12 protein-coding genes are annotated in these 13,401 nt (G+C 69.4%); 6 read left to right on the top strand and 6 right to left on the bottom strand.

What is annotated here, in order from left to right; all coding sequences use genetic code 11:
- The first annotated feature begins 30 nt into the window (after positions 1 to 30).
- On the top strand, positions 31 to 1,323 hold the full coding sequence (locus HDA39_RS27555; RefSeq protein WP_184799956.1) for an adenylosuccinate synthase: 1,293 nt from the start codon (positions 31 to 33) through the stop codon (positions 1,321 to 1,323).
- A 45-nt stretch (positions 1,324 to 1,368) separates the two neighbouring features.
- Here the strand turns inward: HDA39_RS27555 and HDA39_RS27550 are convergent, their stop codons facing one another.
- Positions 1,369 to 3,339 carry a serine/threonine protein kinase gene (locus HDA39_RS27550; protein ID WP_184799955.1) on the bottom strand — a complete coding sequence of 657 codons (1,971 nt, stop codon included), beginning with the start codon at positions 3,337 to 3,339 and terminating at the stop codon, positions 1,369 to 1,371.
- A 129-nt stretch (positions 3,340 to 3,468) separates the two neighbouring features.
- On the opposite strand from HDA39_RS27550, the gene HDA39_RS27545 reads away from it, so the two are divergent.
- Complete coding sequence (locus tag HDA39_RS27545) at positions 3,469 to 3,789, top strand: DUF1330 domain-containing protein (RefSeq protein WP_184799953.1); 321 nt, start codon at positions 3,469 to 3,471, stop codon at positions 3,787 to 3,789.
- A 48-nt stretch (positions 3,790 to 3,837) separates the two neighbouring features.
- Here HDA39_RS27545 and HDA39_RS27540 read toward each other — a convergent pair whose 3' ends face one another.
- Positions 3,838 to 5,925: a sialate O-acetylesterase gene (locus HDA39_RS27540; RefSeq protein WP_184799951.1), complete on the bottom strand. Its 2,088-nt coding sequence runs from the start codon at positions 5,923 to 5,925 to the stop codon at positions 3,838 to 3,840.
- A gap of 199 nt (positions 5,926 to 6,124) precedes the next feature.
- On the opposite strand from HDA39_RS27540, the gene HDA39_RS27535 reads away from it, so the two are divergent.
- The gene (locus HDA39_RS27535; protein ID WP_184799949.1) at positions 6,125 to 6,724 is read left to right on the top strand and encodes a DJ-1/PfpI family protein; all 600 of its coding nucleotides are present in this window, start codon (positions 6,125 to 6,127) and stop codon (positions 6,722 to 6,724) included.
- Here HDA39_RS27535 and HDA39_RS27530 read toward each other — a convergent pair.
- Positions 6,711 to 7,841, bottom strand: a complete 1,131-nt coding sequence (locus tag HDA39_RS27530; protein ID WP_184799947.1) for an SAM-dependent methyltransferase — start codon at positions 7,839 to 7,841, stop codon at positions 6,711 to 6,713. The two genes, HDA39_RS27535 and HDA39_RS27530, sit on opposite strands and share 14 nt — an antisense overlap.
- A gap of 117 nt (positions 7,842 to 7,958) precedes the next feature.
- Here HDA39_RS27530 and HDA39_RS27525 point away from each other — a divergent pair, with 117 nt between their 5' ends.
- Positions 7,959 to 8,522, top strand: a complete 564-nt coding sequence (locus HDA39_RS27525; RefSeq protein WP_202893135.1) for a DUF4232 domain-containing protein — start codon at positions 7,959 to 7,961, stop codon at positions 8,520 to 8,522.
- Here HDA39_RS27525 and HDA39_RS27520 read toward each other — a convergent pair.
- Positions 8,519 to 9,223, bottom strand: a complete 705-nt coding sequence (locus HDA39_RS27520; RefSeq protein WP_184799945.1) for an SDR family oxidoreductase — start codon at positions 9,221 to 9,223, stop codon at positions 8,519 to 8,521. The genes HDA39_RS27525 and HDA39_RS27520 overlap by 4 nt on opposite strands.
- 99 nt (positions 9,224 to 9,322) lie before the next feature.
- Between HDA39_RS27520 and HDA39_RS27515 the strand changes: the two genes are divergently transcribed.
- The gene (locus tag HDA39_RS27515; RefSeq protein WP_184799943.1) at positions 9,323 to 9,913 is read left to right on the top strand and encodes a TetR/AcrR family transcriptional regulator; all 591 of its coding nucleotides are present in this window, start codon (positions 9,323 to 9,325) and stop codon (positions 9,911 to 9,913) included.
- 3 nt (positions 9,914 to 9,916) lie between these two features.
- Here HDA39_RS27515 and HDA39_RS27510 read toward each other — a convergent pair whose 3' ends face one another.
- Entirely contained in the window at positions 9,917 to 11,035 is a 1,119-nt protein-coding gene (locus tag HDA39_RS27510; RefSeq protein WP_184799941.1) for a glycoside hydrolase family 88 protein, read from the bottom strand.
- 180 nt (positions 11,036 to 11,215) lie between these two features.
- Here HDA39_RS27510 and HDA39_RS27505 point away from each other — a divergent pair, with 180 nt between their 5' ends.
- Positions 11,216 to 12,433, top strand: a complete 1,218-nt coding sequence (locus tag HDA39_RS27505; protein WP_184799939.1) for an alginate lyase family protein — start codon at positions 11,216 to 11,218, stop codon at positions 12,431 to 12,433.
- A 124-nt stretch (positions 12,434 to 12,557) separates the two neighbouring features.
- On the opposite strand, the gene HDA39_RS27500 is transcribed toward HDA39_RS27505, so the two are convergent.
- Complete coding sequence (locus HDA39_RS27500) at positions 12,558 to 13,385, bottom strand: siderophore-interacting protein (RefSeq protein ID WP_184799937.1); 828 nt, start codon at positions 13,383 to 13,385, stop codon at positions 12,558 to 12,560.
- Positions 13,386 to 13,401 lie beyond the last annotated feature (16 nt).

The raw sequence follows: 13,401 nt of genomic DNA, 5'->3' as shown, positions 1-13,401 counted from the left end.
CCGGTCGACGCGTTGAAGAGGAGGGCTGAGATGCCCGCAATCGTGCTCGTCGGCGCCCAGTGGGGCGATGAGGGCAAAGGCAAGGCGACCGATCTGCTCGGCAACACCGGGACCGCGATCGACTACGTGGTGAAGTTCAACGGCGGCAACAACGCCGGCCACACCGTTGTCATCGGCACCGAGAAGTACGCGCTGCACCTGCTGCCGAGCGGAATCCTGACCCCGGGCGTGACGCCGGTGATCGGCAACGGCGTGGTGGTCGACCTGAGCGTCCTGTTCGAGGAGCTGGACGCACTGCAGGCCCGTGGGGTCGACACCAGCCGGCTGGTGGTGAGCGCGAACGCGCACGTCATCCCGCCGTACAACCGGACGCTGGACAAGGTGACCGAGCGGTTCCTCGGCAGCCGCAAGATCGGCACCACCGGCCGCGGCATCGGGCCGACGTACGCCGACAAGATGAACCGGATCGGGATCCGGATCCAGGACCTGTACGACGAGAAGATCCTCGAGCAGAAGATCACCGGCGCGCTGGAGCAGAAGAACCAGCTGCTGGTGAAGGTCTACAACCGCCGCGCGGTGGAGATCTCCGAGGTCCTGGACGAGCTGCTCGGGTACGCCGAGCGCCTGCGCCCGATGGTCGCCGACACGAGCCTGCTGCTCGGCAAGGCCCTCGACGCCGGCAAGACCGTGCTGATGGAGGCCGGTCAGGCGACGCTGCTCGACGTCGACCACGGAACGTATCCGTTCGTCACGTCGTCGAGCGCGATCTCCGCGGGCGCGTGCACCGGTGCCGGCATTCCGCCGACCCGGATCGACCGGGTGATGGCGGTCATCAAGGCCTACACCACGCGGGTCGGCGAGGGTCCGTTCCCGACCGAGCTGCTGGACGCGGACGGTGAGTGGCTGCGCACACAGGGCTTCGAGTTCGGTACGACGACCGGCCGGCCGCGACGCTGCGGCTGGTACGACGCGGTGATCGCGCGGTACACCGCCCGGGTCAACGGCGTCACGGACTTCGTGCTGACCAAGCTGGACACGCTGACCGGGCGCGAGAAGATCCCGGTCTGCGTCGCGTACGACGTGAACGGCGTGCGGCACGACGAGATGCCGATGACGCAGACCGACTTCCACCACGCGAAGCCGGTCTACGAGGAGCTCGACGGCTGGGACGAGGACATCACCGGCTGCCGTGACTTCGACGACCTGCCGAAGAACGCGCAGACCTACATCCGCACGGTCGAGGCGATGAGCGGCGCGCCGATCTCGGCGGTCGGTGTCGGCCCCGAGCGCTCGCAGATCGTGATGCTCGACAACCGCAACTGAGCACCCAGGACAGGCTCTTCACAGGATGCTGTGAGGAGCCTGTTCTCAGTTGACGAACGGCAGGTCGCGGATCACCGGGAGCTGCCGGAGGTCGCCGATGGTCGGGCTCGGCAGGTCGGGCAGCCGGAAGGCGTCAGCGAGTGGCGTCCAGTTCGTGCCGGTGTCGTAGGCGCGGAGGGCCAGCACCGCGGTGACGACCAGCAGCCCGAGCGACACCACCGTGCTCAACCAGGCCGGACGGAACACCGTCCGCAGACCAGCTCGCGCACCTCGGCGCAGCGACCCTCCACCCGGGCCACCCCAGGCGGAGAGCAGTCCGAACACCGCGCCGACAGCAACGCTCGCCGGAGCCAGCGGAGCCCAGTCGAAGCCCATGGCCAGCGCGATGACCAGTGTGGTGATCCCACCGACGCTGAAGCCGACGATGAGCGGCAGCAGCGCACTGGGCAGCGACACCAGAGCCGCACTGGCGAGGTGGACCGGGCTGGCTGCGACGGCCACGAGCCCGTCCGACCTGCCGCGGTAGCCACGGGCTTCGCGTCGGCGCAGCAGCGCCGTACTGGACCTGTCGACCATCCGCGCCAGCACAGTGAGTGCACCGGCGACCAGCATGCCCACAACCGGCAGTACGGCGATCAGCGCGGCCAGTGCGAGCAGGATCGCGAACAGCAGGCCGCCACGAGACGCCGGCGGTAGCGGCGGGCCGGACGGCCGGTGCTCGATCGCCTTGTTCTGCTGGGGAACCGGATGGTTCTGCTGCTGCGGGACTGGATAGTTCTGCGGCTGGGCGTAGATCGGTCCGGTCGGCGGAGCGTAGTTCGGCCCGGCCGCAGGCCCGCCCAGTCCAGCGGGCGCAGTTTGGTACGGCAGGGGCATCGCCGCCGGAGCAGCAGCGCCCGGGACCGGGCTGTACGTCGCAGGGTGCACCGGCACTGCCTTGGCAGCCAGTCGGGCAGCCTTCTGCTCGGCCGCGACGTCCCGCACCTTGTCGCGCAGCGGCGCGAAGGCGGACAGCGGAGGAATGACCGGCGGTACGAGTTGGGCGACTTCCGCTGGGTCCGGATCACCGGGCATCACCCGGGTGCCGTCTTCAGCCGCAGGCATCACCATGGTCGACGGGTGCAGGTGGATGGTCTCCGGTGCGGTCAGTACCGTCTTGGCCTCGGTCGGCGGGACCAGGGCGTCGCGGCCCTCGGCGTACCGGTTGAGGCCGGTCATGATCTCGAGCTGGGTCGGCCGGTTCCGGCGGTTCGGCGACAGGGCGGCGGCGAGCAGCGGCTTCAGTCGCGGGTCCAGTCCCTCCAGGTCGGCCTGTCCGCTGTGGACCCGGCTCAGCACCACCTCGAACGGGCCCTTGCCGAACGGCCGGCGTCCGGTAGCGGCGTACGCGGCCGTCGCTGCCCAGCCCCACCAGTCGGCCGACTCGGACACCATCTCGCCCTCGATCAGCTCCGGCGCCAGGTAGCCCGGCGTACCGATCACGAGGCCGGTCTGGGTCAGCCGCAGGTCGTCGGCCGCCTGGGCGATGCCGAAGTCGATCATCACCGGCTTGCCGTTGAACATCATCACGTTGCCGGGCTTGAGGTCGCGGTGGATCACTCCGGCCGCGTGGATCGCCTGCAACGACTCGGCCAGGCAGCCGGCCAGCGGAAGCCAGCGCTGCGGTGTCAGCGGCCCGCGGTCGTCCACCTGCTCGTCCAGCGGTCGCCCCGGGATGAAGCGCGTCACCAGGTACGGCCGGTCGCCCTGCAGGTCGTAGTCGAGCACTCCGGCCACGCCAGGGTGGTCGATCCGTCGCAGCGTGGTCGCCTCGCGCTCCAGCCGCGCCCGCGCGGTCGGGTCGTGCGCGACGTGCGACCGCAGCACCTTGAGCGCGACCTCGCGCCGCTCGGGCCCTTCGGCCAGGTAGACCACACCCATGCCGCCCTGCCCGAGGCGCCGGATCAGCCGGTACGGCCCGATCCGCTCCTCCACCTCCACCGGCTTCTCCACCGGCAGGCCCCCTGTACCCGACATGCCATCTACCGTACGTCGGCAGCAGCCCACCCGCCCGGGCTCAGCCGCATGACCCGACAGGTAATCGTCGCGATACAGCATCTCCGCCAGCCTGGTGTGCATCAGCACCGATCACCAGGAGGACCCACCATGACGCACTACGCGATCGCCAACCTGACCGACGTCGACCTCGGCGCCGGCATCGTCGAGTACCTGGAGCGCATCGACGCCACGCTCGCGCCGTACGACGGCCACTTCATCGTGCACGGTCACGAGCCGGAGCACCTGGAGGGGGTGTGGGCCGGTGCACTGATCGTCATCGAGTTCCCCGGCTACGAGGCCGCCCGCGGCTGGTACGACTCTGCGGCGTACCAGGAGATCCTGCCGCTGCGGACGGACAACTCCGAGGGCGTGACAATGCTCGTCGAGGGCGTCGACCGCGACCACGTCGCCACGGATGTCCTGCACTGAAGGACGCGGCCGGTGCCTCGGGGCGGTGGGCGCCGGCCGCGTCCTGGTTCAGGTGACGGGCAGCTTGAAGGCGAGCAGGCCGGTGCCGATCGCGTTGGTGATCCAGGGGCCGGCGCCGAGGTGGCCCTGGTAGGTCAGACCGGTCACACCCGTTGCCGGGCCGGACAGGGTCAGCACGAGCTTGCCGCCGGGCTGGTAGGCGACCGACGAGACCGTGACGGCTCCGCCTTGCAGTACGAAGTCCGCTGCCGAGCCGGCAGCGACAGTGAGCGGATCGCTCGACCGAAGCTGTACGACGAGCTGCGACCCGCTAGCGGTGACCCGAGACGGGTTCGGCGGAGCGACGCCGGCCGACGGGCCGCCGTACAGGTCTCTGCCCAGTACGGCGAACGTGTGGTCGCCCATCTCCCGGTAGCCGCCGATGTACGCGTAGTGGCAGCCGTCGTGGCCCGACAGCCCGTTGGTGGACAGCAGCGTCACGCCGGCGGTGTCGCCGAGCTGGCGCTGGGCTTCGCGGACGTTCATGGTGGTCGTCGTGCCGCAGGGCGACGTACGTACCTGGTACACGTAGTACTTGGCCGCGCCGAAGTCCGAGCGCCAGTCCTGCAGCAGTGTGGTGAACCCGCCGACGTGCACCGCGGCGTTGTCGTTGTCGGACTCGCCCTGGTACCAGAGCACGCCTTTGACGCTGCCCAGCACACCAGCGGCCTGCAGACGTTGCCGGAGCCGGCCGTAGTTCGTGCCGAGGTCGTTGGGGTTGCCGTCGTTGCGCTGGAAGAAGCTGATCGGCTGACCACCGTGCGCGCCGTTGAACAGGGCCACCGGGACCTTGTACGTGTCCACGATCCTGCGGCCCATCCGGATCGCCCACTGGCCGACCGAGCCGGACTGGTTGGTCACGTCGCCGGTCGCGTAGTGCCAGACCCGGTCGGCACCGGAGATGGTGCCGTCCGACGTCGGCGTACCGAAGCTGCGCAGGTACCGCGACTCCTCCGCGTTGGCGGCGCCGTTGAACTTGGCGGCCTCCGCGTTGGACTGCCCCTGCACGACCAGGACGTCGCCGGAGACCACACCGTCCCGGCGGGCCACTACGCGGTCGACACCCGGCCCAGTGGCCCGTAGCTCGAAGCTGTACTCGTGCAGCCCGGCAGTGATCCGCGGAGTGAAGCGGAACGACCTCGACGACGAGGTGAAGGTCTGGGTCCGTCCGGCACCGGTCACCCGCAGCTGCACCCGCCGTACTCGCGGATCGGTGACAGCGCCCGCAACCGGTACGACGGCGCCGTTCCGGCTGTCCCGCGGTACGAGTTGCCGGTCCTGCGGCGACTCCGTCACGCTCACCAGAGACGTGCGGACGTACGCCGTCAGGCGGCGCTGCGAGTAGCGGTTCGCGTTGTTGGCGAAGGTCCAGTCCGGCTGGCCGCTCAGGTTCGTCCCGATGCCCAGCGACAGCAGGCCGTTCGCCGACTCGGTGAACGTGTTGATCGCGAACACCTGCTTGGCCGCGAGGCTCGACGGCCGGTCCGCACCGATCTGGCCGACCTGGAACGAGCCGTAGCCGAGCGGTGAGGTCGGGTTGTCGTCCACGTCGAACGTGATCGGCGAGGCGTTGGCGACCTGCGTGCTGGCGCTCTCCTGGTACTGGTTCGGCCACATCTCCAGGTAGCCGGTCTGGCCGCTGCCGTTCGTCACCCCCGGCACGTTCGACCGGACCTCCAGGTCCCCGACCCGCTGCCGGACGAGCTCACCAGGGCGCGTCGGCAGTCCGATCCGGGCAGCGGTCGCGCTGAACGGCTCCATCGCCGTCCAGACCCACTGCGGTCCGTCAGGGCCGTTCAGCTCGACGCAGTAGCCGACCCGGTCGAAGTTCGAGCCGACCTCACCGGTCCGGTCCAGGCTGTACGGCGGTGTCTGGTTCAGGTAGCTGCCGCGCTCGGGCAGGTCGAGCTGGAGCACAGGGGTGAAGCCGGTTGCCGCGCTGTCGCAGGCGGTCGCAGCAGCGCCGTTCACTGCCGATGCTGGAGTGATCAGGGCTGTGAGGGAGACACCGCCGGCCAGCACGGTGGTGGCGACAGCGATGAGGGAACCGGCATGGGAGCGACGGACCAGGGCGCGGGCGGGCGCAGAACGAGGCATGGACGGACCTCCGGTGGCGTGATGTCTCCACCATGGGTAGCTGTCCGCTCACTGTTCGTGCGAGCGCCTTGCGCCCAGCGGTCCGATCCCTGCGCCCAGTGGCAGGATTCCGGCCCGGTCGTCGGCCTGGCCAGATCCTGGCGAAGACCGGCCGCCGGAGGGCTGGCCCGGGCTCGTGCCAACCGATGGGATGAAGGACATGCGGATCGAGATGCTGGTGTTCGACGGTGTGGACGAGATGGACGTGATGGGCCCGTTCGAGGTGTGGAGCCACGCGGCTGCGCGCTCCGGCGAGCTGGAGGTCGTGCTGGTCGGGCTGGACGGTCCGGTAGAGGTCACAGGCATGCACGGCCTGCAGTTCCGCGCACCGGCCGGACTGGGTACGCCGAACGGCCTGTTCGTCCCCGGTGGCGGCTGGCTCAACCAGGCCGAGAGTGGCGCTTGGGTCGAGGCCCAGCGCGGCGTACTGCCGGCCCGGCTCGCCGAACTGGCCCCGCGGCTCGACTGGATCTCGTCGGTCTGTACCGGCTCGATGCTGCTCGGTGAGGCCGGGCTGGTGAAGGGCCGCCCGGCCACCACGAACCGCAACGCCTGGGAGGACTTCACGGCGTACGGGCCGGAGCTGAAGCAGAACCGGGTCGTCGACGACGGCACGCTGGTCACAGCCGGCGGCATCACCGCAGGCATCGACCTGGCCTTCCGCATCGTCGAGCGCGAGCTGTCGCCCGAGCTGGCCGACCGCATCGCCCGGTCGATGGAGTACACCCGCGATCGTGACCTCTACGTCAGCGCCGCCTGAGCAGTACTCCGCTGCTGCCGCGTTTGCGGAGGTCGGCGCGGCCGCCGACGACTGGTTCGAAGCGTGGGCCTGCCAGCTCGACCTGCTCCATGACACTCCAGCTGGACGGCCAGGACTGCTTCGCCAGCTCCACCGGCTCCATCGCGACGAACAGGCGGTCCGTCGGGAAGCGGTCGAGCAGGGCCAGGTCCTGCGCGTAGTACAGGACCTCGACCAGCAGGTACGCCGAGCCGGTGAGACGCCGGGTGGTCGCCAGGTCCTCGTAGCTGTGCGGATGCACTCGTACGTCGCCCTGCACCTCGCGAAGCCTTCCGTAGAAGGCCTGGTTCGGCTCGGTCGCGTCGACCGAGTAGCCCTCGGCCAGCAGCCGTCGGGTCAACGCGCCCTCACAGGCACCCACCTCGATCACCCGCCCGGCCACTGGGTCCAGGTGTGACCGCACCCAGGCCACTGTCGCGTCCAGCCGCTCCAGCTCGTACGGCGAGGAGGCGAACTCCCATGGGTCCTCCACCAGGGCGGCGTTGTCGCCCATGCTGCCCATCAGCGCGAACAGCCGGGCCCGCTCGTCCGGTGTGGAGCCGAAGAACCGCTCGACCGAGTGGACCTTGCCGGTGAGCAGTGCGTTCTCGTCCCCCTCGTCCAGGCCGAGCAGGTCGGTGCCGTGGGTGTTGACGAAGTCCAGCTTGGCGTCGATCAGTGCAGGGCTGAGCTGCTCGTCGACGTCGGTGACCCACTGGAACCACCGCGCGTCGCCGACCGCGTGCAGCACCGGCGCCCGGCGTACGAGGTCTGCGAGCTCCAGACCCCAGCGGCCTCGGCGCTCGCGGCTGTCCGCCGGGTTGTGGGTCCAGACGGTCGCCTCGACGTCACCGGTCTCCAGAGCGATCGCATCGGCGGCAGCGCCGGGGGAGAAGGGCTTGGCGCCCTCAGCGGAGGTGCCGAGCAGTTCAGCGAGCGGAGCGAGGCGGCCGGCCAGCGGGACCCCCACTGGCAGCTTCAGGTAGGTCCCGCGGTCAGCGACGAGCAGGTGGACCTCACGGCCGCGGGCCGGATCGAGAACGGACAGGAAATCGACGACAACATCTTCCGGACGGAGCACAGCGACGACATCGATCACCCGGTCATTTTACGCAAACTCTCTACGAAATGCGGCTTGATGCGTGTCGGCCAGTACGCCGACGCCGACAACATCACGCGGGACCCGCTGGCCCATCGGTGACGTAGTTTCGCCGGGGTGAGGCTTCTCGTGGTGATGGTCGCCGTCGTGCTGCTCGGCGGGTGCGGGACCGAGGTCGCGAGCCAGGGCGCGCCGCCGCCGGCGACCCCGGTTCCGACCGGGAAGGCGAGCGGTGGGCCGATCCCGACTCCGCCGCCGAAGGTGTGTCCGGCGTCCGGTGCGCAGGTCACCGTCGGGCCGGTCGAGGCGGCGCTCGGGCATCGTGCGGTCGTGCTGAAGGTGACCAACTGCCGGGCCCGGACGCTGACGCTCAACGGGTACCCGGCGGTCGCCGTACTGGACTACGGGCGCAAGCCGCTCGGGATCACGGTCGCGCACGACTCGTCGTACATGGCGATCGATCCGGGGCCGGCCAGGCTCAGGCTGGCCAAGGGCCAGACCGCGCTGTCGGTAGTTGCCTGGAGCAACACCGTGGCCGACGGGCCCGACCCGGAGACCGGGCAGTTCCTGAAGGTTGCCGCGAGCAAAGGTGACGCCCAGGCCGTCTGGCCGGTGGTGACCGATCTCGGGACCACCGGCAAGCTCGAGGTGACAGCCTGGGCGCGGAAGCTGAAGACTTAGGCCCTCAGCGCCTCGTAGACGTCCTCGATTGCGGCGGACGGCGCGCCCTTGGCGAAGCGGGCGGTGGCGTCGGCGAGGACCTCGTGGGCGCCGGTCTCGACGCCGTCCAGGGCGGCCTTCGCGATGTCGGCCGGGTTCTCCTTCGGGGCGGTGACGGCGGCGGCCATGTCGGTGTCGACGTAGCCCATGTGCAGCGAGGTGACGCCGATGCCCTTGCCGAGCAGCTCGATCCGCAGGGCGTTGGACTGCGACCAGAACGCGGACTTCGTGGCGGCGTACGCGCCGTGGTGGGCGACCCAGGACAGCGCGGACAGCATGTTCAGGATCTGGCCGCCGCCGTTGCGCTCGATCACCGGGACGAACGCGCGGGTCAGCTCCAGCGGGCCGAAGAAGTTGACGTCCATCAAGTGCCGGATGTCCTCGATCGGGCTGCCCAGGTAGCTGTTGCCGGGGACGTCCAGGCCGGCGTTGTTGACCAGCACGGTGACGTCGGGAGCCGCCTTGACCAGCGCTCCGATCGAGGCCTGGTCGGTGACCTCGAGCGGGAGCGTCACGACGCGCGGGTCGGTGCTCGGCTCCGGCGTGCGGGAGGTCGCGTAGACCTTGGCGGCGCCGCGGCCGAGCAGGTCGTCGACGACGGCCTTGCCGATGCCGCGGTTGCCACCGGTGACGAGGACGGTGGCGCCTTGCAGTGCAGTCATGAGGAGCTCCGGGGTTCGGTCGAGCGTGGAAACTGATCGGTTCTAGCAAAGATACACCGGTCGGTTTCTTTGATCAAAACGGGGCGGTACGCTCGATGTATGAAGAGCCAGGCGACATCCCGCGAGCGGCTGCTGGAAGCCGCGAGCGAACTGTTCTACCGCGACGGCGTGAGCATCGGCGTGGACGCACTCTGCAAGGCCGCCGGGGTGTCGAAGAAGTCGATGTACCAGCTGTTCCGGTCCAAGGACGAGGTGATCGCGGAGAGCCTGGCCGCCCGCGGGCCGTTCTACAACGCGCTGCTGCTGCCGAGCCCGGACGACGAGCGCTCGCCGCGGGAGCGGATCCTGTCGGTCTTCGAGCGCGAGGACGAGCTCGCCGCCGGGAACGACTTCTACGGCTGCCCGTTCGTCTCGACGGCGACCGAGCTGAAGAACCCCGAGCACCCCGGCAGCGTCGTGGCCCGCCACTTCAAGCAGGCCCTGACCGACTTCTTCCGCGCCGAGCTGGTCCGCGCCGGAGCCGGCGACGCGGACACCGTCGCCATCCAGCTCACGATGATCTTCGACGGCGCCGGCGCCCGCGCGGTCGTGCGCGCCCAGCCGCTGCGCAACGTCGGCGTCCAGCTGGCCGGCACGGTGCTCGACGCAGCCGGCGTACGCGACGAGCAACTCGCCGCGCACGCTCGCTGATCCTCAGGTGGTCAGGGTTGCCAATTCAGCACCTGCCAGCAGGAAAGCACCTACTCCGAAGTCGGCCGTCGACTGGTAGTTGACCGGCTGGCTCGACTCCGGCCGGTCGCCGACCTTCTGCACGTAGCCGAGGAACCCGTCGGGATGAACGGCCGTGGCCACCATCCCGTTCCACGCCTTCGCCGCCGTCGCACGGTAAGTTGCCGACGGCACCAATCCGGTCTTCACGGCGTACGCCGTCGCGTAGCAGAAGAACGCCGTCCCACTCGTCTCCGGTCCCGGCAAGTGGTCGGGATCGCCGAGGTTCACGTTCCAGAACCCGTCGGCCCGCTGGATCGGCCGCAACGCACCCACCAGCTGCGTCAGCGTGGTCTTGTACTCGGCAACGTTCGCCTGCCCGGAGGGCAACGCCTTGAGGGTTTTCACGTGCCCGGCCGCGACCCATCCGTTGCCTCGCGACCACAGCACCGGCTTCCCGTTCGGCGACACGATCTTGCCCGGCAGGAACCGGTCGTCGCGGTACCACAGCCCGCTCGACGGCACCCACAGTCCGCGCCGCCGCTTGGTGTCGTCGTACAGGCGGTACAGCTTCGACCAGTACGCCGGATCGTTGCGCAGCCTTCCGATCCGCGCGAACGGCGGCATTGCCATGTGCAGCGCGTCGTCCCACCACCAGTCGTCGATCTTGCTGCTGGCAACCATCCGGCGCAGCGTCTCGGTCGCGCCGGTCAGTTTGTCGGCCGACGGCTCCACGTCGTACAGGTCGAGGTAGGCCTGGATGGCGTTGTGGTTGTCGGCGTGCCGCGTCTGCACGCCTTCGCGGATCCCGTACCGGTGCTTCTCGGCCCAGCTGCGGGTGTAGTCCAGGTAGCGCTTCTCGTTGGTCAGGCGGTACGCCGCCATCAGGCCGCTGAAGAAGGTCGCGCGGGCCCAGCCGTTGTCACCGGAGTCGGTGTGGCCGGCAATCCACTGGTCGGCGACCCGGCGGACCAGCGTGATGATCTGCGCCCGCGGCGGGACGACGTCGGACGGCGGTACGGCGTACGCGGTGGTGGTGACGGAGGGTAGTGCCGGGGCAGCCAGGGCGACGGTTCCGAGGGTCAGGAACTGGCGTCTTTTCATGGGACAAGACCTCACTTCGTTCCGGAGGAGTGGGACAACCCAGAGTTTTGTTCCACAGTGAAGTTTCTTCGTCTCTGGATATTGACGGGTTCACCCTGTGTCGTCAAACTTCCGAAAAGACCCTGCGGTAATGGGGGAATCGCAGTGGCCTCCCGCCCCCGGAGAACAGGACATCCGCCCATGCGAAGCAAGCCCATCCTGCTGGCCGCCGCGTGCGCCGCGCTGGTCGCAGGCACGCTCAGCAGTCCCGCCGTCGCGGCCCCGAAGGCCGAGCCGGCACTCGCCCATCAGCCGTCCGCCGTCCTGGCGCCCGGCACCTTCACCCACCCCGGCGTCGGGGTGAGCAGGCAGCAACTCGACTTCGTCCGCGCCAAGGTGCAGGCCGGGGCGCAGCCCTGGACGAACGCCTTCAACCAGGCGAAGAACAGCGCGTACGGTTCGCTCAGCCGGACCGCGAAACCGCGTGCGGTGGTCGAGTGCGGCTCGTACTCGAACCCGAACAACGGCTGTACCGACGAGCGCGAGGACGCCATCGCGGCGTACACGAACGCGCTGGTCTGGTACATCACCCGTGACGACCGGTACGCCCAGAAGGCGATCCAGTTGATGGACGCGTGGTCCGCGACCATCCGCGACCACACCAACAGCAACGCCCCGCTGCAGACCGCGTGGGCCGCGTCGTCGTGGCCGAAGGCGGCCGAGATCATCAAGCACGTCTACGGCAACTGGCCGAACGCCGGCCGGTTCGGCACGATGCTGCGCAACGTCTACCTGCCCGAGATCATCAACGGCTCCAACTCCAACGGGAACTGGGAGCTGAGCATGACCGAGGCGATCCAGGGCATCGGGGTGTTCCTGGACGACAAGGCCGTGTACGACAAGGCGATCTCGCTGTTCCGGGTCCGGACGCCCGCGTTCGTGTACCTGGAGTCCGACGGTGCGCTGCCGAGGACCAAGCCGTCGCAGAACCTCAACACCCGCGAGAAGATCGTCGCGTACTGGCAGGGCCAGGGCACGTTCGTCACCGGCCTGACCCAGGAGACCTGCCGCGACTTCGTCCACACCGGGTACGGCATCTCGGCGATCTCGCACGTGATGGAGACGTCGTACATCCAGGGCGAGAACCTGTACCCCGAGTTCGGTGAGCGGCTGCGCCAGGCACTCGGCTTCCAGTCCAAGTGGGAGCGCAACCTCGAGCCCGTCCCGTCCTGGCTGTGCAAGGGCACCCTGAAGCGGGGTCTCGGCCCGATCACCGAGGTCGGCTACAACGGCCTCCACACCCGCCTCGGCATCGCCATGGCCAACACCCAGGCCCTGACCGAGTCCCGCCGCCCGTCCGGCTCGAACAACCTGTTCGTCGCCTGGGAGACCCTCACCCACGCGGAGAACCCCAGCTAGTCCACACCCCCGCTGCGTCCGAAGAATCCCGCTGCGTCCGAAGAATCGCGGTGCGTCCGAAGGATCCGAGGCTATAGCGCTCGGTCCTTCGGACGCATGCCGATGCTTCGGACGCCAGTGGGCTTCAGATCTGGGGTTCGCCGCGTTTCCAGTAGCCCTGGAAGGAGATGGCGGTCTTGGGGAGGCCGACGGTGTTGACCAGGTGGCGGCGGACGGTCTTGATCATGCCGGACTCGCCGGCGACCCAGGCGTAGTCGACGTCGTACGGGAGCCCGGCGGCTTTGAGGGCCTCGGGCAACGACTTGGGGCCGTCGTCGACGGGCGCGACCCAGGTGATGTCGGCCGTACCCGGAGTCGGCAGCGGGCGGATGTCGCGCAGGTCGGGGACCTGGACGAAGACCGTCGCGTGGACCGTCGGGGGAAGCTGCTCGAGGATCGACGCGAGCGCGGGGAGCGCGGTCTCGTCGGCGACCAGGACGCGGCGCAGGCTGGTTGCCGGGGGCACGTAGTCGACGCCGGACTGGAGCAGGCCGCGGGTGCTGGTGGTGTCGACCTCGAACGGCACGATCAAGCCGACCGTGTCACCGACCGACGCGGTGCTGACCCACGCCGAGGCCGGTCCGTTCACCCCGTGCAGCACGAACTCGATGTCCAGCTCGGCGACCGCGGGTCGCAGCGCGCGGATCGTGTACGTCCGCATGACGAAGCGCTCGTCGGCCGGCATCGCGCACCACTCGGCGTACCACTCCGGGCCCTGCGGCAGCCGCAGCTCGCCACCGTCGGGCGGGGTGAGCAGCACCTTGATCCGCTGGTCCGGCCCGGCCGGTACGACGTCCGCGAGCCGCGGCGCGACGAAGGTCACCTTCCGCAGGTGCGGACTGAGGTCCTCGATCGCCGCCACGGTCACGAGAACGGAGTCGAACGTGATGGGACGCTCGAGCACTGTGGTCATCGCAGGGTCTCCGCAG

This window comes from Kribbella italica (genome assembly GCF_014205135.1).
GTDB lineage: Bacteria > Actinomycetota > Actinomycetes > Propionibacteriales > Kribbellaceae > Kribbella > Kribbella italica.
The sequence above is the reverse complement of the archived record's forward strand: the minus strand, read 5'-3'. Positions and strand labels throughout refer to the sequence as shown.